Raw genomic sequence first — 25,667 nt, 5'->3', positions numbered from 1 at the left:
CGGGTGAGGAGCAGGTGGCCGCCGTCTTCGCCGACGTGCTCCAGGCCGACCGGGTCGGGGCGCACGACAACTTCTTCGACCTCGGCGGCAACTCGTTGTCCGTTACACGGGTGGCGGCGCGGCTCACGGAACTGTCCGGCAACAGGCTATCGGTCCGGGATGTCTTCGACGCCCCCACCGTGGCCGCGTTGGCACTGCGCTTGGCACAGCCGGTGCCCAGTGGGCCCCGCCCCGCACTGACCGCGGCGACTCGCCCCGAGCACATTCCGCTTTCGCTTGCGCAGCAGCGGATGTGGTTCCTCAACCAGTTCGACACCACCTCACCCGCCTACAACCTGCCCTTCGCGGTACGCCTGTCCGGGGTCCTCGACGCGCGGGCGTTGGCGTCGGCGGTCGACGACGTGGTCGCTCGGCACGAAGCCCTCCGCACCGTGTTCCCGGACACCCCGGACGGACCCGCACAGGTGGTGCTCGCGCCAGCCGATGCCGCCGTCACGGTAGAGACCGTCGACGCGACCGAGGGCGAACTCGGCGCCCGGATCATCGCCTTCGCCTCGCGGGGATTCGATGTGACGGTCGAGACTCCTGTTCGTGCCCTCCTCGTCCGCACGGGACCCACCGAGCACGTGCTGGCCATGTCCCTGCACCACATCGCGGCCGACGGCTGGTCGTTCGGACCGCTCAGCCGCGACGTCGTGACCGCCTACGCAGCGCGCACGGCCGGTGTCGTCCCGCAGTGGGCGCCTTTGGCGGTGCAGTATGCCGACTTCACCCTCTGGCAGCGAGCGGTTCTCGGCACCGACGACGACCCCAGTTCGCTGATGTCGACCCAACTCGCGTACTGGACGAACACTCTCGCCGGCGCTCCCGACGAACTCCGGCTTCCGTTCGACCGGCCTCGCCCGCCGCAACCCACGTTCGCCGGGGCTACGGTCGCCTTCGAGATCGACCCCGCGGTCCACCGCGGCATCGACCGGTTGGCTCGCCGGGACGGGGCCACCACCTTCATGGTGACGCACGCTGCGTTGGCCCTGCTGCTGGGACGCTTGTCTGCCACCGACGACGTCGTCATCGGAAGTCCGATCGCCGGCCGGGGCGAGCGGTCCCTCGACGACCTCGTCGGAATGTTCGTCAACACCCTCGTCCTGCGGACTGCCCTGCGCGGTGGTGACACTTTCCGTGAACATCTCGGCCGCGTGCGGGATGCCGACCTCGAGGCGTTCGGTTCGGCGGACGTTCCGTTCGAGAGGCTCGTCGACGTCCTCGCCCCCGTCCGCACCACCGCCCATCACCCGATCTACCAGGTCGCCCTGTCGATGAACCCGACGCCCAGCGGAACCGTCGATCTGCCGGGACTGCGAGTCGGGGTCGAAGACATCGACCCGGGGGTCGCCAAGATCGACCTTCAGCTGACCCTGGGTGAGAACATCGACGCGGACGGTACGCCCTGCGGTATCCGCGCGGAATTCCTCTACGCCACCGAACTGTTCGACGCCGACACGGTGCGTGGCTTCGTGCGGCGATTCCAGCAGATTCTCGCCGCAGTCGTCACCGATCCGGACGTCGTCGTCGGCGACGTCGACATTCTCGAAGTGGACGAGCACGCCGCTCTGACGCCCGCCTCGGGCAGGGTGAGTTTTGATCCGATGCCGTTGCCGCAGTTGCTCACCGCAGCGGTGCGGAGCAACCCGGACGGTGTGGCGGTGACCGGGCCGTCGGTGGCCGGTATGTGGGCGTCCCTGTCATACCGCGAACTGGACGAATCCTCGACACGATTGGCGCGGTTGCTGATCGATCTTCAGGTCGGTCCGGAGGTAGCGGTGGCGGTGGCGCTGCCGCGTTCGCTCGAATCGGTGTCGAGCGTCTGGGCGGTGGCCAAAACCGGGGCGGCGTTCGTGCCGGTGGACCCGAGGTATCCGGCCGAGCGGATCGGGCACATGCTCGACGACTGCGGTGCGCCGGTGGGAATCACCACGACGGCGGTGCGTGCGGCGCTGCCCGACGGTGTGGAGTGGATCGTCCTCGATGATGCCGAGGTGCAGGCTGCGCTGGCGGGATATCCGTGCCTGCCGGTGACGGATGCGGACCGGGCGGCGGCGCTGTCGGTGGACCATCCGGCGTACGTGATCTACACCTCGGGGTCGACGGGACGACCGAAGGGTGTGGCGGTCACGCATCGCGGACTCGTCAATCTCGTGGCGGACGAGCGTGATCGGCTGTCCGTGACCCCGCAGTCGCGGACTCTCCATTTCGCGTCCCCCAGTTTCGACGCCTCGGTGTTCGAATGGATGATGGCCATCGGTGCGGGGGCGACGATGGTCGTGGCGCCGCCGACGATCTTCGGTGGTGCGGAACTGGCAGAGTTCCTGGCGGAGCATCGGATCACGCATGCGTTCTGCACACCGGCGGCATTGGCGTCGGTGGATCATCGCGGCCTCGACCATCTCGAGACGGTGGTGGTGGCGGGGGACGTCTGTCCGCCGGAGCTGGTGGCGCGGTGGGCGCCCGGCCGGCGGATGGTCAACGCCTACGGCCCGAGCGAGACCACGATCATGTCCTCGGCGACGTCGCCGTTGGTGACGGGGGAGCCGGTGACGGTCGGCTCGCCGACCGTGGGGGTGGACGTACTGGTGCTCGACGCGCGGTTGCGTCCGGTGCCGCGGGGGGTGCGGGGCGAGCTGTACGTGTCGGGACCGAGCGTCGCCCGCGGGTATGTGGGCCGCGCCGGGCTGACGGCCGAGCGGTTCGTGGCCGATCCGTCGGGATCGGGCGGGCGGATGTACCGCACCGGTGACGTGGTGCGGTGGGTGCGCGACACGGCCGGTGCCGATGTTCTGGATTTCCTCGGGCGCAGCGACTTCCAGGTAAAGATTCGCGGGTTCCGCATCGAGCTCGGCGAGGTCGACGCCGTGCTGTCGGGGCACGAGGCGGTGGAGTTCGCGCACACCGTCGGGCATGAGGATGGCGCAGGACTGACCCGGCTGGTGTCGTATGTGCTTCCGGCGTCCGGCGCCGTGGTGGATCCCTCGGTGTTGACTGCGTTCGCCGGACGAAGTCTGCCGGGATACATGGTGCCGTCGGCGATCGTCGTTCTCGAGTCGCTGCCGTTGACCCCGGCCGGGAAACTGGACCGCGCCGCGTTGCCCGCACCCGTCTTCACCCGACGGGTCGAGTTCGCTGCGCCGGAGACCCCGCAGCAGCAGGCCGTCGCCGCGGTGTTCGCCGACGTGGTGGGGGAGCCGTCGATCAGCCTGGACGACAACTTCTTCGACCTCGGCGGTAACTCGCTCTCCGCCACCCAGGTAGTTTCGCGTGTCGGCTCGGCGCTGGGCACCCGCATTGCGGTCCGGACCCTGTTCGACAACCCCACCGTCCGCCTGCTCGCAGCGGCCGCGGAGTCCGGGGCCGTCGTCGACCGCCCCGCGCTGGTAGCGACGGAGCGGCCGGCGCAGATTCCGTTGTCACCGGCGCAGCAGCGGATGTGGTTCCTCAACCGGTTCGACCCCACCTCCCCGGCGTACAACATCCCCCTCGCCCTGCGCATGTCCGGGCGAATCGACGTGGCCACCCTGCGGGCGGCGCTCGCCGATGTCCTCGCCCGTCACGAGACCCTCCGCACCGTGTATCCGCCGACCGACGACGGCGCGGAGCAGGTCATCGTCCCTGTCGACACGATTCCGCTCGACCTGACCCCGCTGCGGTTGTCGGGTGAAGACCTGACCACCGCCGTCCTGCGGCACGCCTCGACCGGCTTCGACGTCACCGCGGAGCCGCCGCTGCGCGTGCACCTCTTCCGCGAGAGCCGCTCCGAGCACATCCTCCTGTTCGTCGTGCACCACATCTCCGCCGACGGCTGGTCTTTCGTGCCCCTGGCCACGGACGTCATGACGGCCTACTCCTCCCGCGCCGCGGGCCAACCCCCGGTGTGGGCGCCGCTACCCGTGCAGTATGCGGATTACGCGGTGTGGCAGCGGACGCTGCTGGGCGACGCGGCCGACCCGCAGTCGCTGGCGGCCGGACAGCTCGCGTACTGGACGACAACGCTCGCCGGGCTGCCCGATCACCTGGCGCTGCCGACCGATCGGCCCAGGCCGCCCGTTCCGTCGAACCGCGGCGGCACCGTGCGGTTGAACCTCGACAGCGACAGCCACCGCGCTCTGCTCGATCTGGCTCGGGCCCACAACGCCAGCCTGTTCATGGCGATCCACACCGGCCTCGCCGCCCTGCTGGCGCGGGTCGGTGCGGGCGCGGACGTCGCCATCGGCACCTCGGTGGCCGGACGCGGTGAGCAGGCGCTCGACGCCCTCGTCGGCATGTTCGTCAACACCTTGGTGTTGCGCACCGAGGTGCGGACGCACGCGACGGTCGCTGAACTCCTGGGCCAGGTCCGGAGCGTCGATCTGGAGGCGTTCTCCCACGTCGATGTGCCCTTCGAGCAACTGGTCGAGGTGTTCAACCCGACCCGATCGACGGCATTCCACCCGTTGTTCCAGGTGGCGCTCGCGCTGCAGAATCTCGAACGCCCGACGCTGGAACTGCCGGGACTCGAGGTGTCCGGACTCGACATCGACTCGCCCGTCGCTAAATTCGATCTCAACTTCGTTCTGGCCGCCCGGCACGACGACGACGGCACGCCGGCCGGTCTGGACCTCGAGCTCGGCTACGCGCGGGATCTCTTCGACGAGGAGACGGCCCACCGGATCGGCGCTGCCTTCCTCCGCGTGCTCGCCGAGATGGCACACAGTCCCCGCACCCGGATCGGCGACCTCGACCTGCTCGGCGACGACCAACGCGCCGCCCTCACCGAATGGTCCCGCGGACCTGTCCGGGAACACCGGCAACGCACGCTCGTCGACCTCCTCGAGGAGCAGGCCTTCGCCACACCTGAGGCGCCGGCCGTGCTCTGGCGTGATTCGGCACTGACCTACCGCGACTTCGATGCCCGGGTGAACCGGCTCGCCCGCAAGCTCATCGGCGCCGGTGTCGCGCCGGATAGCGTTGTCGGGGTGGAAGTTCCGCGGTCTCTGGACCTCCTCGTCGCGATTCACGCCGTGATCAGGGCGGGCGGCGCGTACACCCCACTGGACCCGGACCAGCCGGCGCAGCGGAACAACGACATCGTCGAGCAGTCCGGGGCCCGCCTGCTCCTGACCACGAGCGCACTCTCCGACGACGGGGACACCACACGCCGGTACGGCATCGATACGATCGTCGTCGACCACCTCGACCCGCACAAGTTCGCCTCGGCGCCGATCCGCCCGGACGAGCGCATTGCGCCGATCCGCCCCGACAACATCGCCTACGTCCTCTTCACCTCCGGTTCCACCGGCCGCCCGAAGGGGGTCGCCGTCAGCCATGCGGCGATCAGCGGGCAGCTCGACTGGTTGTGCGCCCACTACGAGATCGGCGGCGGCGACACCCTGCTGCTCAAGACGCCGATCACGTTCGACGTGTCGGTGTGGGAATGCTTCGCCCCCTTGGCCGCCGGCGCCCGGCTCGTCATCGCCGAACCCGACGGGCATCGCGACCCCGATTACCTGACGGCGGTCATCCGGCAGCACGAAGTCAGCGTCATCCATTTCGTGCCCGCCATGCTCGCGGCCGTGGCCGGTGGACCGGGCCTCGCGGGCCTGCCGTCCCTGCGATACGTGCTCGTCGGGGGAGAAGCGGTGTCCCCGGAAGCCGTCGACGATTTCCGGGCCGCGCACCCGGCGGAGATCGACAACACGTACGGCCCCACCGAGGCGGCGGTGACCACCACCTCTTTCGCCGCCCGGTCCGACAACGGCGACACGGTGCCGATCGGTTCGCCCGTGTGGAACACCAGCACACTCGTTCTCGACGAGCGTCTGCGTCCGGTGCCCATCGGGGTGCCGGGTGAGCTGTATCTCGGAGGGGCGCAGCTTGCACGCGGGTACCTCGGCCGTCCCGATCTGACTGCCGAACGCTTTGTGGCCGACCCCTATTCGTCCGCAGGGGAGCGGCTGTATCGCACCGGCGATCTGGTTCGCTGGAACCGGGAAGGCCGGCTCGAATACCTCGGACGCACCGACTTCCAGGTGAAGGTGCGCGGTTTCCGCATCGAACTGGCCGAGGTGGTGTCCACCCTGCTGCGCCACGAGGACGTGCTCCAGGCCGTCGTGGTGTCGCACAGCGACCCGCATACCGGCGATCACCTCGTCGGATACGTGGTGCCTCGCGCCGGGATCGATCTGGACGTCGACGCGGTCCGCGACCACGCCGCCGGGACGCTGCCGTCGTATATGGTTCCGTCGCTGGTGGTTCCGCTGACCACGCTGCCGCTGACCCCCAACGGCAAGGTGGACCGGAACGCTCTGCCCGCACCGGTGTTCGCGGTGACCGCCGACTACACAGCTCCCCGAACGGAGACCGAACGGCTGGTCGCCGACATCGTCGCCGACCTACTGGGTGTGCCGCGCGTCGGGGTGCACGACAACTTCTTCGCACTGGGCGGCAACTCGCTGTCCGCCACGAAGCTCAGTACCCGCCTCGGCGCGGCGACCGGAACGCGAATCGCCATCCGCGACGTGTTCGACGCCGCCACGGTGGAGGGACTGGCCCGCCGGGTCGCGGCGCAGGTGCCCTCGAGTGCCACCGCGCCGTTGACCGCGACGGAACGCCCGGCCCGCATCCCGCTGTCCCTGGCGCAGCAGCGGATGTGGTTCCTCAACCAGTTCGACACGTCCTCACCCGCCTACAACCTGCCCGCGGCAGTGCGGTTGAGCGGGGCGCTGGACACGGCGGCGCTCGCGGCGGCGATCGACGACCTGATCGCCCGCCACGAGTCGCTGCGCACCGTGTTCCCCGATTCGCCGGCCGGGCCGCATCAGGTGAGCCTCGAATCCGGCGACGTCGTCCACGACCTCACCCCAGTGGCCGTGACCGACACCGGCCTGCGCGACGATCTCGCGGAGTTCGTGCTCACCGGCTTCGACGTGTCCCACGCCGTGCCGGTGCGAGTGCGGGTGTATTCGCTCGGCGCCTCCGAACACGTCCTCGCGTTCGTCGTGCACCACATCTCCGCCGACGGCGCCTCGATGGACCCGCTGATCCGGGATGTGATGACGGCGTACGCGAGCCGCGCCGCCGGTTCGGAACCCCTGTGGGCACCCCTGCCCGTGCAGTATGCCGACTACGCGTTGTGGCAGCGACAAATGCTCGGCGATGATTCGGACCAGGGGAGCCTCGCCGCCGAACAGGTGCGCTACTGGACCCGTGCGCTGGACAACGTGCCCGACCAGCTTTTCCTGCCCCGGGACCGGGCCCGGCCCGCGGTTCCGTCGCATCGCGGTGCTGCCGTGCGTTTCTCGCTGTCCCCGGACACCCATCGCGCCCTGGCGGAGCTGGCCCGGGCTCACGGCGCGAGTCTGTTCATGGTGGCGCACGCCGCCCTCGCGGTACTCCTGAGCCGACTCAGCACCACCTACGACATACCGGTCGGCACCGCTGTCGCCGGGCGAGGTCGCCGGGAACTCGACGACATCATCGGCATGTTCGTCAACACTCTCGTTCTGCGCACCGAGCTCGACCCCGGGGCCTCGTTCGTGTCGCTGCTCGGGCAGGTACGCGATGTCGACCTGGAGGCGTTCGCGCACGCGGACTTGCCGTTCGAGCGTCTGGTCGAGGTACTGAGCCCCGTCCGCTCCACGTCCCATCACCCGCTGTTCCAGGTGGCGCTGGGCGTTCAGACCCCGTCCGTGGACCGGCTCGAGCTCGACGGCGTCACCGCCTCGCCGCTGTCGGTCGACGTGGACATCGCCAAGTTCGACCTGCACTTCACCCTCGTCGAACGGGTCGACGGCTCTGCGGAGCCCGCCGGCATCGACGGCGAACTGGTTTATGCCACAGACATTTTCGATGCCGGTACCGCGGCGGAATACACACTGCGGCTGCAGCGGATCTTCGATTCCGTCGTTGCCGACCCGCAGCGCGCCGTCGGGGACATCCCCGTACTCGGAAACGACGAATACGAGGCGCTGACGCCGGTTCGGGGTGCCGACGCCCGTCCGGTGCAGATGCTCACCGAGATTCTCGCGGACGCGGTGGCCGCCGCCCCGGACGAACCGGCCGTCGTTTTCGATGGCCGAAGCATGTCCTACCGCGATCTGGACGAACGGTCGAACCAGCTGGCCCGACTTCTGGTCGATCGGGGCGTAGGACCCGAAACGCGGGTGGCGCTGGCACTGCCGCGCTCGTCCGAATCGGTGATGGCCGTCTGGGCGGTGGCGAAGTCCGGTGCCGCCTTCGTGCCGGTCGATCCCCGCTACCCCGAGGACCGGATTCGGCACATGGTGCAGGACTCCGGCGCAATGGTCGGCATCACCGTGTCCGCGGAACGTCCCCTCCTCCCCGATTCGATCCGGTGGCTGTTGCTCGACGACACGGCGCTCGAGCAGCGCTGCACCCACGAATCACGGCTGCCCCTCACCAACCGGGACCGCATGCGGCCGATCCTGCCCGACCAGGTGGCGTACGTGATCTACACCTCCGGGTCGACCGGGCGCCCCAAGGGGGTCGCGGTGACCCACCGTGGCCTGGTGAACCTGGTGACCGACGAACGCGAGCTTCTCGCGGTGACGTCCCGGTCCCGCGTCCTGCACTTCGCGTCCCCGAGCTTCGACGCCTCGGTGTTCGAGATGTTGATGGCGCTGAGCGCCGGCGCCGCCCTGGTGGTCGCGCCGCCGACCATCTACGGCGGCTCCGAACTCGCGGAGCTCCTCGCCGCGGAACACGTCACCCACGCGTTCTCCACGCCCGCGGCCCTCGCCTCCGTCGACCATCACGGACTCGACGACCTCGCCGTCGTGGTGGTGGCCGGCGATGTGTGCCCCCCGGAGTTGGTGGCCCGCTGGGCTCCCGGGCGTCGCATGGTCAACGCATACGGGCCGAGTGAGGCGACGATCATGTCGTCGATCACCGAACCGCTCCGGGCGGGCGAACCGGTCACGATCGGCAGGCCGAGTCGCGGCGTGCAGGCACTCGTGCTCGACGGGCGGCTGCGTCCGGTGCCGGTGGGCGTGCCCGGGGAGCTGTATGTCAGCGGGCCGAGCCTGGCCCGCGGCTATCTCGGCCGCCCCGGTCTCACCGCCGATCGGTTCGTGGCCGACCCCTTCGGCGAACCCGGGGCACTGATGTACCGCACCGGCGACCTCGTCCGGTGGCGCGAGGACCGGGTTCTCGACTTCGTCGGCCGTACCGACCACCAGGTGAAAATTCGGGGCTTCCGAATCGAACTCGGCGAGATCGACGCCGCGCTGACCGCGCACCCGCAGCTCGAGTACGCCACCACGATCGGTCACCAGCATCCCAACGGGGACACGTCCCTCGTCGCGTACGTGCTGCCGTTCAGCGGCGAGGACGTCGACCGGGTGGAGGTGGCGAAGTTCATCGGCGAAACCCTGCCTGGGTACATGATTCCGTCGTCGATCACGATCCTCGACGCCCTGCCGCTCACCCCCGCCGGCAAACTGGACCGTGCTGCACTGCCCGAGCCGGTGTTCGCCGCGGCGGACCGTCCCTTCGAGAAGCCCCGCAACCCGCTCGAAGTGATCGTCGCGGGTGTCTTCGCGGAGGTCCTGGCGCTGTCGGAAGTGGGAATCCACGACGGGTTCTTCGACCTCGGCGGCAACTCCCTGCTGGCCACGCAGGTGGTGTCGCGGATCAACGCCGCTCTCGACGTGCACGTCGGCGTCCGCGAAATCTTCGAAGCGCCGACGGTCGCGGCGCTCGCGGCCCGTCTCACCGAGTCCGCCCGCCACGGTGTGCGCCGCCCGCCGCTCGTCGCCGGGCCCCGCCCCGAGCACATTCCGCTGTCACTCGCCCAGCAGCGAATGTGGTTCATCAACCAGTTCGACACGGCGTCGCCCGCCTACAACCTCCCGATCGCGCTGCGGTTGACGGGGGAGTTCGACCTACCCGCGATGCGCGCCGCTGTCGCCGATCTGGTGGGCCGGCACGAATCGCTGCGCACCCTCTACCCCGACTCCGACTCCGGTCCCCATCAGGTTGTCGTCGACACCGCGGGCGCGGTACCCGACCTGACCCCGATTTCCGAGCATCCCGACAATGTGCTCGAGCGGGTAATCGACTTCGTGACGAGCGGATTCGACGTCACCGCAGAGGTGCCGCTGCGCGCCCGCATCTACCGCGTCGCCGCCGACGACCACGTCCTGGTCATGGTGGCTCATCACATCTCCGGTGACGGATGGTCGCTGGCACCGCTCGCGCGGGACGTCATGCTGGCCTACACCGCACGGGCCGAGGGGCACGTGCCCCAGTGGTCACCGTTGCCGGTGCAGTACGCCGACTACAGCCTGTGGCAACGGGAACTGCTCGGTGACGAGACCGATCCCGAATCTCTTGCCAGTGAACAGATTACGTACTGGAAGTCCGCGCTGGCGGGGATACCGGACCGGCTCTCGCTGCCGACCGACCGCCCCCGGCCCGCGGTGGCCTCGAACCGCGGCGCGCACGTCACGTTCACGATCGACGCCGACACCCACACCGCGCTACTCGCGGTGGCGCGCCGTCAGAACGCCTCACTGTTCATGGTCATGCACACCGCCCTCACGGTGCTGCTGGCGCGGCTGAGCAACGACACCGACATCGCGGTGGGCGCACCCGTCGCCGGGCGCGGTGACCAATTCCTCGACGAGCTGGTCGGGATGTTCGTCAACACGCTCGTCCTGCGCACCTCGGTCGAGCTGGGTGGTTCGTTCGCCGACAATCTCGCTGCCGCGCGAGCAACGGACCTCGGCGCGTTCGCGCACTCCGACATACCGTTCGAACGGCTCGTCGAGGTGCTGAACCCCGCCCGCTCCCGGGCGCACCACCCGCTGTTCCAGGTGGCGTTCTCGTTCCAGAACCTCGCCCGGACCGCCCTCGAACTCCCCGGACTGCACGTCGAGGGCCTCGACGTACCCAGTGCCGTCTCCAACTTCGATCTGCATCTGACGTTGTCGGAACGCTACGACCACGATCGGAACCCGGACGTGATCGAGGCGCAGTTCACCTATGCCACCGACTTGTTCGACGAGTCGACGGTGCAGTCCTTCGCGGACCGGTTCCTGCGGATTCTGGGATCGGTCGCCGCGGATGCCGATGTCGTGGTCGGTGGTATCGACCTCCTCGACGGCGCGGAGAAGGTGCGAATCCTCGGTCAGTTCAACGACACCGCCACTGAACTGCCGGCCGCCACACTGGTCGACCTGTTCTCCGCACAGGTCGCGAGCACCCCCGACGCGGTCGCGCTGTCCTTCGACGGCGTCGACGTGACCTATGCGGAGTTCGACCGCCGCGTCGGCGTGCTCGCCCGGCACCTCGCCGACCGTGGGGTGGGCCCGGAATCGGTGGTGGGGCTGGCGATGAACCGGTCCATCGAACTCCTGGTCGGGATGTACGCCATCCTGCGCGCCGGTGGTGCCTACCTGCCGATCGACCTCACTCACCCCGCGGACCGCCTCGCCTATGTTCTCGACGCCGCGGCCCCGGTCTGCGTTCTCACCACGTCCTCGGACGGTTTCGTCGCCGGCGGCGTGCCCACCATCGAGATCGACGGGTCCTTCCTCGACACGCCGATCCCGTTCGACGCGCCGAACCTCGCGGCGCCGCGACCCGAGAACACCGCCTACCTCATCTTCACCTCCGGCTCCACCGGCCGGCCCAAGGGTGTCGCGGTACCCCATGCCGCCATCGTGAACCAGCTGCTGTGGAAACAGCACCAGTACCCGCTGGACATCACCGACGCCGTGGTCCAGAAGACACCGGTCACCTTCGACCTCTCGGTGTGGGAACTGTTCTGGCCGCTCGTCTCGGGAGCGCGATTGGTGATCGCCCGGCCGGACGGCCACCGTGATCCGGCGTATCTGGCCGACCTCATGCGCGAACAACAGGTCACCGCAGCGCATTTCGTCCCATCCCTGCTCGAGGCGTTCCTCGCGACACCGGGTGCGGCGCAGCAGCCTGCCCTGCGCCGTGTGCTGTGCATCGGCGAGGCCCTGCCCCCCGACCTCGCTGCCCGCTCCCGCAGCGCGTTCGGTTCGGCCGTTGCATTGCACAACCTGTACGGGCCGACCGAGGCCGCGGTGTCGGTCACCTTCTGGCAGCACACCGTCGACGATCGCGACAGCGTTCCCATCGGCATCCCCGCGTGGAACACGCAGGTGTTCGTGCTGGATGGGCGCTTGCAGCCGGTTCCGCTCGGGGTAGCCGGCGAGCTGTATCTCGCCGGCGACCAGCTGGCCCGCGGGTATGTCGCCCGGCCCGATCTCACCGCGGAGCGTTTCGTCGCCAACCCGTTCGGCGCGGCCGGCTCCCGGTTGTATCGGACCGGTGACGTGGTTCGCTGGCGCCTGCGCGGCACCGAGGGCGTGCTCGACTACCTCGAGCGCTCCGACTTCCAGGTGAAGGTGCGCGGATTCCGGATCGAACTCGGCGAGATCGAGTCGGCGCTGAGCGGATGCCCCGGCGTGCAGCAGGCCGTCGTCGTCGCGCATCAAGACCCGACGACCGGAACGGCTCTGGTCGGATACGCGGTGCCCGAGGATGGCGCGACCCTCGTCGTCGCAGACGTGCTGGCGGACGCGGCCCGTCGAGTGCCGGGCTACATGGTGCCCGCAGCGCTCGTCGTCCTGGATGCCCTGCCCCTGACCACCAACGGAAAACTCGACCGTAAGGCGCTGCCAATACCGGAATTCGGGACCGCGCACGACGAGTACCGGGCCCCGGAAACGGATATGGAGGCCGCTGTCGCCGCGGCATTCGGGGACGTGCTCGGGGTCGAACGCGTCGGCGCCGACGCGAGCTTCTTCGAACTCGGCGGCAACTCGCTGGTCGCCACCCGGGTTGTGGCGCGGCTGTCCGAAACCCTGGGACGCCGCGTAGAAATCCGCACTCTCTTCGAGGCGCCGACGGTGGCCGGCCTCGCTGCGCTGCTCGAGTCGACGGAGAACGCCGACGCCGACCGTCCGCGCCTCGCACCGGCCGAACGCCCCGCACGCATCCCGCTGTCGTCGGCGCAGCGCCGGATGTGGTTCCTCAACCGGCTCGACCCGGACTCGGCCGCCGACAACATTCCGGTGGCGGTGCGCCTGTCCGGGTCCCTCGATGTCGACGCGCTGCAACACGCGGTCACCGACGTCCTCGGCCGCCACGAGTCGCTGCGGACGGTGTATCCGGATTCCCCGGAGGGGCCGCACCAGATAATCCTGCCCGTCGACCGGGTCGGGGGTGAACTGTCCGTGGTCAGCGCCGAAGACGCGGAGCTGGCCGGGCTGATCGCCGCAGTGGCCACGACCGGGTTCGACGTCACCACCGAGGTCCCGTTGCGAGTGCGGATCTTCCGGTTGTCCGACACCGAGCATGTGCTGGCGCTCGTCGTGCACCACATCTCCGGCGACGGCTGGTCGATGGCACCGATGGTGCGGGACGTGATGACGGCGTACGCGGCCCGCTCGGCGGGTGCCGCGCCGCAGTGGTCGCCGCTGCCGGTGCAGTACGCGGACTACGCGTTGTGGCAGCGGGATCTGCTCGGCGACGAATCGGATCCGACCTCGCTGGCGGCGCAGCAATTGGCGTTCTGGACCCGCACCCTGGCGGGTGCCCCCGACCAGCTGAACCTGCCCACCGACCGGCCACGTCCGGCGGTGTCGTCGTACCGGGGCCGGAGCATCGACTTCCTCGTTCCGGCCGCCCTGCACCACGGCCTCCACCGGACGGCGCGGGACGCGAACGCCACTCTGTTCATGGTGGTGCATTCGGCCCTCGCGGTGTTGCTGAGCCGGCTCGCCGGGACGAGCGACATCGCGATCGGCACCCCGGTCGCCGGCCGCGGCGAGCGCGCACTCGACGACCTGATCGGCATGTTCGTCAACACCCTGGTGTTGCGACAGCAGGTCGACGGCGCACGCACCTTCGCCGAGTTCGTGGCAGACGTACGCGATACCGACCTGGCCGCATTCGCCCACGCGGATGTCCCCTTCGAGCGGCTCGTCGAAGTGATCAATCCCGCGCGGTCCACCGGGCGGCACCCGCTGTTCCAGGTGATGCTCACCTTCCAGAACCTGGACCAGGCAACCCTCGAGCTGGGGGAGCTGGCGGTGAGCGGTGTCGACCTCGACGTGGACCTGGCCAAGTTCGATCTGCAGCTGACGCTGATGGAACGCTTCGACGCCGACGGCCGCGCGGACGGGATCACCGCCCGGCTCACCTACGCCTGCGATCTCTTCGAGGAATCGACCGTGCACGTCTTCGGTGAGCGCTTCCTGCAAGTGCTCGCCTCCGCCGTCGACGATCCGGGTGTTCCGGTCGGCGACATCGACGTCCTCGGCGCCGGTGAACGGAAGCAGATCGTCGGCACCAACGCGACGTCGCACGACGTCCTGGCAGGAACCCTGCCGTCGCTCTTCGGTGCGCAGGTCGCCGCCACCCCGGACCGCACCGCCCTGGTCTTCGACGGGGAGGAGTTGACGTACGCCGAGTTCGATGCGCGCGCGAACGCGCTTGCGCGCCGACTGATCGAGCAGGGTGTGGGCCCCGAATCGGTGGTCGCAGTGGCCATGCGCCGCTCCGTCGAACTGCTGGTGTCGGTCTACGCCGTCGGAAAGGCGGGCGGCGCCTACCTTCCCGTCAACCCCGATCACCCGGCCGAACGCACGGCCTCGGTCCTCGCGACGGCGGCACCGGTGTGTGTGCTCGTCGACGGTGAGACCGTGGACACCGCGGTGCCGGTCATCGACATCGCCGCCGAGGATTTCACCGGATACAGCCGGGTCGCCGTCACCGACCGCGAACGGCTGGCACCGCTGTCGTCGGCGAACACCGCGTACGTCATCTTCACGTCAGGATCGACCGGCCGGCCCAAAGGCGTCGCCGTCACCCACGGTGCGATCGTGAACCGGCTGCTCTGGATGCAGCACGAATACGGGCTCACCAGCGAGGACGTCGTTCTGCAGAAGACTCCGGTCACGTTCGACGTGTCGGTGTGGGAACTGTTCTGGCCGCTGCAGGTGGGCGCCGGCCTGGTGATCGCCGCACCCGACGGGCACCGCGATCCACGGTATCTGTCCAGGCTCGTCCGGGAACATCGCGTGACGACCATTCACTTCGTGCCGTCGATGCTCTCCGTCTTCCTCGCCGAACCCTCTGCCGCGCAGTGTGACTCGCTACGGTTGGTGTTCTGTTCGGGTGAGGCTCTCACCCCGGAGCAGGCGCAGCGGTTCCGGTCGGTCAGTGGGGCGGACCTGCACAATCTGTACGGCCCCACGGAGGCGGCGGTCGACGTAACCTACTGGGCCACAAGTGCCGCCGACCTCCACGCGGTGCCCATCGGGCGTCCGGTGTGGAACACTCAGCTCCACGTCCTCGATGCGCGGTTGCATCCGGTGCCCAATGGTGTGGTGGGGGAGTTGTACCTGGCTGGAGACCAGCTGGCGCGCGGCTATCTCCGGCGGCCGGACCTGTCGGCGGACCGCTTCGTCGCCAACCCCTACACGCCGGGGGCACGCATGTACCGGACCGGTGACCTCGTGCGACGTCGGGGCGATGGAGCGTTGGAGTATCTGGGCCGCAGCGACTTCCAGGTGAAGCTGCGTGGCCAGCGCATCGAACTCGGCGAAATCGAAACAGCCCTCGAAGCGCATCCGGACGTCAGCCAGGCGGTGGTGGTCGTGCACCGCGACTCCCGCGGGGACGAGGCACTGATCGCGTACCTGGTGCGAGGGCACTCACCGAGTTCACCCGACGTGCGCGCCCACCTGTCCACGCGGCTCCCGTCGTACATGATCCCGGCGCACGTCGTCGAGCTCGGCGCCCTCCCGCTGTCGGCGAACGGCAAACTCGACCGCGCCGCGCTGCCCGTACCGGAGCTGTCCTCGGCTGCCGTCGAATACGCGGCACCTCGCACCGCGGCCGAGGAAATGGTTGCCCGCGTCTTCGAGGAAGTGCTCGGCCTGGAACGGGTGGGCCGCACGGACAACTTCTTCGATCTGGGCGGCAACTCGCTGATCGCGACCCGTGTCGCCTCCGCACTCGCCGATGCACTGGCAAGCGACTTCCCGCTCCAGTGGATGTTCAGCGACCCCACGCCGCAGTCGCTGGGGGAGCGGATCGCGAAGCCGACGGCGGACGGCGTCCTCGACACCGGTGCGTCCCTCGACGTCCTCCTGCCGATCCGCACCCGCGGAGCGGCGGAACCGCTGTTCTGCGTCCACCCCTTCATCGGGCTCGCGTGGAGTTACGCCGGGTTGAGTGGGCACCTGACCCAGGATCGGCCGATCTACGGGCTGCAGTCCCCGGCACTCACCGAGGACGAGGCGCCGCTCGCGTCGATCACCGAGTTCGCCGCGCGGTATGTGCGCGAGATCCGCTCGATTCAGCCACACGGCCCCTATCACCTGCTCGGATGGTCCCTCGGTGGCGTGATCGCCCAGGAAATGGCCGTACAGCTGCAGGCGGCCGGCGAGAACGTCCGACTCCTCGGGATGCTCGACAGTTACGTCGGGCTCGATCGCAGTGCGAGCGCCGAGAACCCCGCTACCGTGGCGGACCTCCTGGGCGGCTTCGGTCTCGAACTGCCCACGACGGGCGGATTCGACGAGCTCGCGCCGGACGGCATATTCGACGCAGAGCGAGCCGCAGCGCTCCTCGGGGCGATCGGGGGACCGCTGGCGAGTCTCACCGCGCCGCAACTCGCCCGTATCTACGCAAACGCGCAGCGGGCGCCGGAGCTGATCGATCGGCACCAGCCGCGGATGTTCGACGGCGACCTCGTATTCTTCACTGCCGCCCTGGACGACGGATTCCACGTCGATCCGGTGACGTGCTGGAAGCCTCACGTCGGCGGCGACATTCACGAGCACCCCATCGACGCGACGCACTGGACAATGACGACGCCGGAGGCGCTCGCGGTGATCGGGCCGCGCCTCGCGATACCCGGTCCGGTGCGTGATGCCATCAGCGGACCCGATGGCAGCGACCCCGACGACAGCGAGGAGCGGCAGCCGTCCGTCCGCTAGGTGGTCCGAGAGCGTCGCCCAAGTTCGATGTCAGTCGTCTCGACTTCGTGTCAGCGGCCGTGGCAGTTTCTCGAACTCGTGTCGGCAAGAATGTCTGAACCTGCACATTGGTGCAGGAAAGAGCGCTTCTCTCCCGAAGGGCGCCACCGGCAAGGTTCTCGAGCACGAACTGCGCCGAGGCTGAATTCGCTCCGGCTCACCGCCGCTACGGCGGAGAAATGAGCCGGATCACCCCGTCGAGTATCTGCTCGATCTTGTCGGCCCCGAAGTTGTGGGGCTCGAGGGGGGCGATGATCGCCAATCCGTCACCCATCGCCCCGATTTGATCGACGAGAATCACCGCGGATACGTCATCGCGGATCGTGCCGCGCCGCTGGCCTTCCCGGACAACGTCGGCGAAGCGCGCACGATAACTCGCGTATCGCCGAGCGATGGTCTCCCGCAATTTCGCGTCGAATTGCGTATTGGCTAGCAGTTGCGACATCACATGGGAGAATTCCGGCTCCCCGACCGACATTTCCAGCCATTGCTGCAGCAGTCCACGGATATCTGCCTCCGGTGCGACGGCATCGAGCAGTGTGTCGTACCGGTCGAAGCGGCTTTCCGCGAGCGCGTGGACGAGGTCGCTCTTATTGGCGAAATAGTAGGTCACCGCCCCCGTCGTATATCCAGCGCGTTCGGCGACTTTTCGAAGCGACGCTCTCGCGAACCCCTGTTCGGCGATGACGCTGGTTGCCGCTCTGAGCAGCTCCGCCCTCTTCTCCTCGTGATCGCCTACCGGGCGCCCGGGTCCTCGCATCGGTCGTGCCGTGTGATCGGCACCACCCGGGTCGTTCGTCTGCGTCAGCATGGTCCCCATCATCACATCGCCGCCGCCCCGGATCGACCCACGGGCATCTGCACGGTGCCGAACAGCGTTCCACCGCGGTTTCGGTTCCTGGCGACAACGGGCCGCCGGGCCTTTCCAGACCGGGCGGCCCGCGTGTACGCGACTGTGGTCAGTCGGCAGGTCACAACTCGCGCGCCGAGACTTCTTCCAACGATTTGTTGGCCGTCTTCGGGCCGAACCCGAACACTATGATCGCGGACACGATATACACCGCGGCTGCGCTGATCATCAGGCCCGACCGGTCGAGACCCCATTCGTCTGCACTGTAGATGGCGGCGCCGAGCACGCCTGAGAGAACGCCACCCAGTCGGCCGAGACCGAAAATGACGCCGGTTCCCAGACCTCGGGCCTCGGTGGGCATTGTTTCGGGAATGTAGGCGTAATAGACGGAGAACACGACACCGGTGAGAATGCCCGCGGCACCGCCCGCGATGGCGACCACGACATCGCTGGTAGCGAGGCCGAGCGCCAGGATCGGGAACGCCGAAGCCGCCGACGACCAGAGAATCAGCGTTTTACGCTCCATCCGGTCGATCAGCAACACGGTGACTAGTGGAGTGAGCGCATACACGAGTGACCAGACGAACTGGAGTGTGTAGGCGTCGGTCTCGGAGTATTGCAGCGAGTCGACCAGCACATAGACCGACCAGTTCTGATACATGTAGAGCCCGAGCGTGGCGCCGAACCAGCCGAAGCCGACGACGGCGACCAGCCGAAGCATTTTCTTGTTTCGCATCAGTTCGCGCAAGGTGTATTGGGTGCCGGTTTCGATGCGTACGATGGGCTCCGGCAGCGGTTTACCCGCGTGCCGGGCAATGCCTTCCAGGCCGGCGACCTGCTTGTCGGCGGCGTCGAGATTTCCTTGGCCGACCTGCCAGCGCACCGATTCCGGGAGCAACAGGCGGATGGCGGGGGCGATCAGCAAGCCGATTGCGCCGAATAGGAACAGGTAGCGCCACGTTCCTGGCGCGCTGTTGGGCAGCATGTACAGCGACAGGGCGCCGAGGATGGGCGCGGTGAGGGTGAAGGCGATCGTGGCGATCGCGACGAAGCGTCCCCGCGATTTCGACGGGAACATCTCGGCGATGTACACGAGCAAGACCGAGGTCGCCGCCTGCACACCTATGCCGGTGATGATCCGGGAGACCAGGAGCCAGGAGTATTCGGGTATTGCCGCCGACATCAGTGAGGCGAGGGAGTAGACCACTGTCGCCCACACCAACACCGGGCGGCGACCGAACCGGTCGGCCAGTCGCCCGCCGATGAGCGCGCCGACGAGCATGCCGACGAAGAAGGCGCTGCCGATGGTGCCGATCTGGCCGGTGGTGAGATTCGCGTCGGATTGCAGTGCCGGTGCGATGTAGATGAAAAGCCCGTTGTCGTAGTACTCGATCATCAAATTGATCGCGATGAGGGCAATCCACAGGAGGTGTGGTTTCAGTACCGGGAGCCGGTCCAGTCGGGCGACGATGTCGGGTCCGTGCAGGGGTGGGCTGACACGGTCGGTAGTGCTGGGCTGCTGTGTCAAGGTGTGCTCACTGATGTCGATCACACCGTCGCGGTGTGATGGGGATGGAGGCGTCGATACGTGGGGGACGCCTGCGAGCGGAACGGTCTCCCTCGCCGGGGCTCCGGCCCCCTGTTCGGGTGACGCACGCCACATTATCGACTCGCCATGATTAACGCAACAGTGGTTATGTAAACCCCGAGTTGCCGGCCGCGGAGTCGGCTCGTCACGAGCCTGTGGGCGGGCGGGCCCTGAGAAGTGAGCAGGTGAGGTGGATGGGCACATCGCAGGTCATCGGAATCCCGTTGCGTTGGAACGACGTCGATGCGTATCGGCACGTCTCGCACGTGGCCCTGGTGGCAATCCTCGACGATGGTCGGGGCCGCTGGCTCGACAGCGTCGTCGGCTCCCTGGTTCCGGGGTGGGGGTATGTCGTCGCCCGGCTCGAGCTGGACTTCCGGGCCCCCGCCTCACTCGGCGAACGGGTGCTCTTCGGCTCGTTCGCGGTGGAGCACATCGGCTCGTCGAGCATCAGACTGCAGGAGCGACTGACGACCGATTCGGGCACGGTGGTGGTCGAAGCTGTCAGCGTGATCGTCGCCTGGGATCAGGACCAGGCGGTCGGCCGCCCACTGACCGGTGCGGAGAAGGCAGCACTCGCCGAGCAATCGGCGTCCCTCAGCCCCTGGCTCGGCTCGGCGCCGTAACACCGTAAACGTGTGGGTGTCGGATTCGGGCCAGGTCGAACTCGCGGGCACCGGAGCCGATGCCAGCTGTGAGCCGTCGCTTCGGTCCCGGCCAATCGCCGTTCAGATTCGGCTGCGTAGATCGTGCGTGATGTCGGCCTTGGAGCCCTGGGCTGCAGTGTGTTTGGTGGCAATCCATTTACAAAACAGATGTTGTGCAAATGTCGTCTACCCGTTAGCGTGGTCTGCGTCACCCCCTAGGAATTAGGAGACTCCCATGATCGACGGATCCGTCAAGAAGGCCTTCTGGGAAGACGGCGCCACCGTTGTCCGCAACTTCCTCAACCCGGAACAGCTCGCGGAGCTGTACGAGGTCTTCAAGTGGAATGTGGCCAACCCGGGCCCGTTCGTCTTCCGTCGCCTCGACGGCACGAGCCTGCAAACCCACATCGACAACGCCAACCCGGCCGCGAAGGAACGGCTCGACGAACTGGTGACCCGGCTTCCGTTCGGCGAGTTCTTCGCCGAGCTGTGGGACTCCGAGCACGTCTGGTACTACGCCGAAGAGGTGTTCGTGAAGGAGAACGGCGCGAGCGGCCGCGGCCCATTTCACCAGGACACCTCGAACCTGCCGTGGGCGGGCCCGGACTGGGGCAACGCCTGGATCTCGTTCCAGCATGTCCCCAAGAAGAACTCGCTGGAAATCGTGCGTGGCAGCTGGAAGGGCATCGAGTACGACGGTGCCAGCTTCGCCAACGCCGACGACCCCACCGAACCGCTGTACGGCGACGGATCGCTGCCGCGGCTGCCGTGGATAGACAAGGACCTGGAAAAGGACCCGAACTCCTGGGATCTCGTCTCGTTCGAAGTCAACCCCGGCGACGTGGTGTTCCTGCACCCCCGCTCGCTGCACGGCGGCGCTGCGGTCGATGCCGATTGCCCCGATCGCCACACCCTGGTGCTGCGATTCTTCGGTGACGATGCAACGTTCCGCGAACTGCCGCAGTCGAACCCGCGCTACGCGCGCAACGGCGTGCTGTTCACCGACGAGATGGCAAAGCTGAACGCAGGCGACCCGTTCCGCTCGCCGGTCTTCCAGCAGCTCGTCTAATCCATCCCAGAACAGGAGATCCTTTCCCGATGTCGAAGCGTCAGAACTTCAATCCCGGACCGCGTGCCGAGCGTTACCACAATGACCTGCACTTCTCGACGGCCACCCGCGTCGGTGACCTGATCTGGGTGTCCGGTCAGGTCGGCATCGACCCGGCCACCTCGGCGCCCGCCGACGGCATCGAGGCCCAGGCCCGGTTCGCGTTCGACGGCGTCAAGCAGGCCCTCGAAGCGGCCGGGTCCTCGATGGACAACATCCTCGAACTGCTCACCTATCACACCGATATGGCCCGAGACGGTGAAATTTTCGGCCGGGTCAAGGACGAATACATCAAGGAACCGTACCCGTGCTGGACCGGCGTCGGGGTCACACACCTCGCCCGCCCGGAGCTGCTGTGTGAAGTCCGCGTCATCGCCTACGCCAACGACTGAGGAGCGGCAATGAATTCGACGCAGTCACGCCGGGTCGGACTTTACGGAACCGGACGCGCCGCCGCCCAGCTCGTCGGCGCCATCGAGGCGAGCCCGCACACGCTGACCACTGCCATCGTCTTCTTCGACGAGCATGCCGGCCAGGACATCGGCACACTCACCGGGGGTCGAGCCGCCGGGATCACGGCGACCACCGACCTCGAGGGCGCGATCCGCTCCGGCGACTTCGACGTCCTGACCTACGCCGGCCTGAAAGGTGAAGTGCTGCACCGGGCGATGGAACTGTGCGCCGACGCCGGTGTCGACCTCGTACACGCCTGCTTCGTCCATCCCCGGGTCAAGCTCGATCCCGAGATGTACTCGCGGTTGCAGAAGCGCGCCGAGGAAACCGGTGCGCGCATCGTCGGCACCGGCATGCTGCCCGGATTCTGGCTCGACGTGCTGCCTGCACTGCTGAGCAGCGCGCTGCCCGCGCCGGTCTCGATCGTCGGCGAATCCCGCTCCGACATCACCGCGTGGGGCCGAGGCGTCCTCGCCGACGAGATGGGTCTCGGCACACTCGCAGACGGTCAACCCGGTCCTGTGGGCGGGGTGCTGCAAGAATCCGCGGAGATGATCGCCGATGTCCTCGGCCTCACCGGGTACGAGTCGAAGGTGTACGGCGGATTCGTCACGGCGGACGCCGCCACCGAGGTGGCGGGCATCCAGATCAGCCCGGGCACCAGGGTGGGTTTCGACGAGGCCGCGGTAGTGGTCCACGACGGTCGTGAACGCATCCGCATCGCCTGGAAAGGACTGCCCAAGGGGTCTTTCGAAGGTTACGAGCGCTCCTTGACGGTCACCGCGATCGGGGGCGACGACTCCGAGTGCACCCTGAGCATCACCCCGGCACCCGATCCCTATCCGGGTACCGCCGCACGCATCGTGCACGCCGTCGGCGCGCTCGGTGCGCTGCCGGGCGGCCAGCACACCCCGATAGGACTCGGTATCTGAACCAACGAGGTAGGAGTGCGATTTCCGCCGCGAGAACTACGACGACGACCACGGGGCCCGGGATTCCTCGGCATCGGGATCCCTGAAGAAGCTCCACGCAGTACCCCAGACGGTCCCGCTCGACATGCGGTGTGTTGTCCGCATTGGTTTGGTCCACCGGACCACCTTTGCGGGACAACAGCAGTCAAGCTTCCGATTGGGGACCGCTTCCGGAACACGCCGGTCGGGCTTCCGCTAGCGGAGTTTTCCGGCTCCACCGGCCAGCCGGAAGTTGACCCACCCAACGACGCCGAGTTGAGGACCGTGCCGCTCAGGGATCCCTCGGCATTGCGGACCCGTTCGGGCGCACCACTCGAATGGTGCCCGAATGAGAACATCCTGGCCGCTGGTGAGCGACGTGAGGACCTCGATTCTCTCTCGAGACTATATCATCGGCTCACATCAAACAGGCGGGCTGCGAACAGATCTCAGAGCGAGATGACAGCTTCGATTGCAGGCGCGGACACGTGAGCAGTAGCGGTACTCAACCAGAACCGGACGCGCCCGAGGCCCGACGCGACATAGGCCGCGTTACCCGAGGTTTGATATCGATCCGGGCGGCTGTCCATCGGATAGACCGTGCGACTGCCCGCAGCGCCCGTATCAAGGTTCTCCCAATGCACGGTCACCGGGATAAGGCACGAGGTCAGTTCGTGCGGTGCTCCTCGCAGCTCCGCGGGCACATAGAACTCCGGTGACAGCAGAATGTATGCCTCCGCACCTGGCCACCCGCTCGACAGACCCACCGTCATCGGGATCCGGGCAACACCGCATTGACTGACGTCCTCGGCCATAGCCCATGTATCACCGGCTTGCACCGGGACCGGAGCGGCGGAGGCCGACCCGCAACCGACCACAGCGGCTACAGAGACCGCGGCAGACGCAAACACAATCCGACTAACAGATTTCAACATCGCCCCCCATTTCGGCGAGGAAGGCTGTCCCACAGCCACTCGCATCTCCGTGAATCCATTCGAGTGGATATCACCATCTCCGGTTCGATCGTTACACACTGGCGAGGGCTGACCAGAAGCCCACGTTCACAGTGATTGCAGAGAGTCGGCATACGCGGCAGGGGTCAACCAGCTGCTCCCGAGTCCGCGCCGGTGGACGCGCTGGTTCGCGGTGGCCTCGGCACGGGTAGTGGGTACTCACCCGCAGGCAGGATCAGGCGGAGGTGATCGCCGAAACGTGGGGACAGGCTAGCGGGTTTACCTGAACGTGGGCAGATGGGTGCGGCTCTGGCCGCTTCCGTTGGCGGTTCGCATCGCGTCTAGCAACGATTTGACGTCGGCGGTGTGGCTCGCGGTGTCGAAGACGAACCAGACGCCGCGTGCGGGTACCGTGTCTGGGTTGTAGAACAGGTGTGGCCGGCTCGAGTCGAAGCAGAACGAGTCGCCGGGGCCCAGGTCATGTTCGTCAAAGTCGAGCCGGAGCCGCAGCGTGCCTTCGAGGATGTACGCGAACTCGGCTCCGTCGTGGCGCATCTGTTTGCCGTCGACCGAGCTGGAAGCGCCGACTTCATAGGTGACATAGAGCGGTTCGATCTCAGTGCGCCCGCCGGTTGCCAGCCGCTGCCAGGTGACCCCGTTTTCCATTTCGAGGACCGGATTGTCTGCGGCGCGCTGGATACCCGCCGCGGCGTCGCGGTTCTGCGGGAGCTCGATGTCGAGACCGCTGCGACCGGACACGATCTGGTCGAGGGAGACCTCGAGCACGGTCGCGAGACCGAAGAGTGTTTTCACCGACGGCTGGGTTTTTCCGTTCTCGACCTGGGACAGCAGGCTGGTGGAGATGCCGAGCTGATCTGCGACCTGGCGAAGTGACAGTTTCTTGTCCAGGCGGGCCCGCTTCAAGGCCACGCCGATTTCCTCTTCCACCACTGTGCCCCGTTCTGTGTGTCTGACGCTCGATATCCACTCTGGCTTAACTCCGGCAGTGGTGCCACACCGCAGTTCATCGCCTGTTGTTGACATTCACACTACACGGCTTGCATGATTGGAATCACAAAATTAAGCCAGGATGAAATGTCTGGTTGGTCGGTCTGGCATCGTCGCGATCCTGCGCTACACCGCAGGATGCAATCCACCCAACCCCTCTGGAAGGAAGATCTGGTAGTGAGCAAGGTCGAATTGATCGCTGGAACGTGGACGACCGCTGGTGACGCCGATGCCGGCAATGCGGAGAACGATCGCAGTCCGCACAGCTTCCAGGAGCGCATCGAAGTTGCCGCGAAGGCCGGATTCACCGGCGTGGGCATTGGGTACCTGGATCTTCTCGAAGCCGAGCAGCAGTACGGGTTTCCCACTGTCAAGAGCATGCTCGCCGACAACGGCATCGCTCACCTCGAGCTCGAGTTCCTGGAGAACTGGTTCCTCACCGACGAGCGCCGGACAGCCGCGGACGAGATTCGCGAAAACATGTTCCGGGCCGCCGAAGCTCTCGGCGCCCGTCACATCAAGGTCGGCGGCGACTTCAGTGGTGGTGAATTCGATGCGGATCACATGGCGGCCGAATTCGTGAAGCTCTGCACCGACGCTTCAAACGCGGGTACCACGGTGGTGTTCGAGCCGATGCCGTTCGTGAACGTCAAGACACCGCAGCAGGCACTCGAGTTCATCGCCAAGGCCGATCATCCCGCTGGCGGGTTGTTGATCGACATTTGGCACGTCGCCCGTGCCGGCGTCGACTTCGACACTCTCGCCGATATCCCGGCGCAGTACATCTTCGACGTCGAACTCGACGATGCGCCATTGACGTTCGAAGGTGACCTCATCGCCGACACCTTCAACGGCCGCCGGCTTCCCGGCGAGGGCGAACTCGACGTCCAAGGCTTCGTCGACGCCATCCGTAAGACCGGCTACGACGGAATCTACGGCGTGGAGATCTTGTCCGCCGCCTACCGCAAGCTCCCGATCAGCGAGGCCGTTCCCGCCGCCTATGAAGCGACGATGAAGTACCTGCGCTGACCTGGCCGG

General features: G+C 67.4%; 10 protein-coding genes. 6 read left to right on the top strand and 4 right to left on the bottom strand.

The window, feature by feature from the left end:
• The coding region (locus tag ACH49N_RS33400) for a non-ribosomal peptide synthase/polyketide synthase (RefSeq protein ID WP_397504919.1) at nt 1–17,033 on the top strand (17,033 nt) is incomplete at its 5' end.
• A gap of 205 nt (nt 17,034–17,238) precedes the next feature.
• Here the strand turns inward: ACH49N_RS33400 and ACH49N_RS33395 are convergent.
• Together ACH49N_RS33395 and ACH49N_RS33390 are read right to left on the bottom strand one after the other, a co-directional pair.
• The gene (locus ACH49N_RS33395; protein ID WP_358277019.1) at nt 17,239–17,883 is read right to left on the bottom strand and encodes a TetR/AcrR family transcriptional regulator; all 645 of its coding nucleotides are present in this window, start codon (nt 17,881–17,883) and stop codon (nt 17,239–17,241) included.
• Nucleotides 17,884–18,043: 160 nt separating this feature from the next.
• A complete protein-coding gene (locus ACH49N_RS33390) occupies nt 18,044–19,474 on the bottom strand; it encodes an MFS transporter (RefSeq protein WP_358277018.1) in 1,431 nt (476 codons plus the stop codon).
• Between the two features lie 230 nt (nt 19,475–19,704).
• Here ACH49N_RS33390 and ACH49N_RS33385 point away from each other — a divergent pair, with 230 nt between their 5' ends.
• The 4 genes from ACH49N_RS33385 to ACH49N_RS33370 all read left to right on the top strand — a co-directional run bounded on the left by ACH49N_RS33385 (nt 19,705) and on the right by ACH49N_RS33370 (nt 22,650).
• Nucleotides 19,705–20,136, top strand: a complete 432-nt coding sequence (locus ACH49N_RS33385; protein ID WP_159922147.1) for an acyl-CoA thioesterase — start codon at nt 19,705–19,707, stop codon at nt 20,134–20,136.
• A gap of 256 nt (nt 20,137–20,392) precedes the next feature.
• The gene (locus ACH49N_RS33380; protein ID WP_358277017.1) at nt 20,393–21,226 is read left to right on the top strand and encodes a phytanoyl-CoA dioxygenase family protein; all 834 of its coding nucleotides are present in this window, start codon (nt 20,393–20,395) and stop codon (nt 21,224–21,226) included.
• Nucleotides 21,227–21,255: 29 nt separating this feature from the next.
• Complete coding sequence (locus ACH49N_RS33375; protein WP_159922151.1) at nt 21,256–21,657, top strand: RidA family protein; 402 nt, start codon at nt 21,256–21,258, stop codon at nt 21,655–21,657.
• Between the two features lie 9 nt (nt 21,658–21,666).
• The gene (locus tag ACH49N_RS33370) at nt 21,667–22,650 is read left to right on the top strand and encodes a hypothetical protein (protein WP_358277016.1); all 984 of its coding nucleotides are present in this window, start codon (nt 21,667–21,669) and stop codon (nt 22,648–22,650) included.
• Between the two features lie 467 nt (nt 22,651–23,117).
• Here ACH49N_RS33370 and ACH49N_RS33365 read toward each other — a convergent pair whose 3' ends face one another.
• Both ACH49N_RS33365 and ACH49N_RS33360 read right to left on the bottom strand, forming a co-directional pair.
• A complete protein-coding gene (locus ACH49N_RS33365) occupies nt 23,118–23,483 on the bottom strand; it encodes a hypothetical protein (RefSeq protein ID WP_159922173.1) in 366 nt (121 codons plus the stop codon).
• 417 nt (nt 23,484–23,900) lie between these two features.
• The gene (locus ACH49N_RS33360) at nt 23,901–24,551 is read right to left on the bottom strand and encodes a helix-turn-helix domain-containing protein (protein WP_358277015.1); all 651 of its coding nucleotides are present in this window, start codon (nt 24,549–24,551) and stop codon (nt 23,901–23,903) included.
• 132 nt (nt 24,552–24,683) lie between these two features.
• On the opposite strand from ACH49N_RS33360, the gene ACH49N_RS33355 reads away from it, so the two are divergent.
• Nucleotides 24,684–25,658 carry a sugar phosphate isomerase/epimerase gene (locus ACH49N_RS33355; RefSeq protein WP_358277014.1) on the top strand — a complete coding sequence of 325 codons (975 nt, stop codon included), beginning with the start codon at nt 24,684–24,686 and terminating at the stop codon, nt 25,656–25,658.
• The last annotated feature ends 9 nt before the right edge of the window (nt 25,659–25,667 follow it).

This window comes from Rhodococcus sp. NPDC019647 (genome assembly GCF_044389235.1).
GTDB lineage: Bacteria > Actinomycetota > Actinomycetes > Mycobacteriales > Mycobacteriaceae > Rhodococcus_F > Rhodococcus_F oxybenzonivorans.
This window is presented reverse-complemented; position numbering and strand designations above follow the sequence as displayed.

Excerpts from the sequence above, each read along its gene's own strand:
- ACH49N_RS33395 (WP_358277019.1), bottom strand. The coding sequence starts at position 17,883 with ATGCTGACGCAGACGAACGACCCGGGTGGTGCCGATCACACGGCACGA.
- ACH49N_RS33385 (WP_159922147.1), top strand. The coding sequence starts at position 19,705 with ATGGGCACATCGCAGGTCATCGGAATCCCGTTGCGTTGGAACGACGTC.
- ACH49N_RS33380 (WP_358277017.1), top strand. The coding sequence starts at position 20,393 with ATGATCGACGGATCCGTCAAGAAGGCCTTCTGGGAAGACGGCGCCACC.
- ACH49N_RS33375 (WP_159922151.1), top strand. The coding sequence starts at position 21,256 with ATGTCGAAGCGTCAGAACTTCAATCCCGGACCGCGTGCCGAGCGTTAC.
- ACH49N_RS33370 (WP_358277016.1), top strand. The coding sequence starts at position 21,667 with ATGAATTCGACGCAGTCACGCCGGGTCGGACTTTACGGAACCGGACGC.
- ACH49N_RS33365 (WP_159922173.1), bottom strand. The coding sequence starts at position 23,483 with ATGGCCGAGGACGTCAGTCAATGCGGTGTTGCCCGGATCCCGATGACG.
- ACH49N_RS33355 (WP_358277014.1), top strand. The coding sequence starts at position 24,684 with ATGATTGGAATCACAAAATTAAGCCAGGATGAAATGTCTGGTTGGTCG.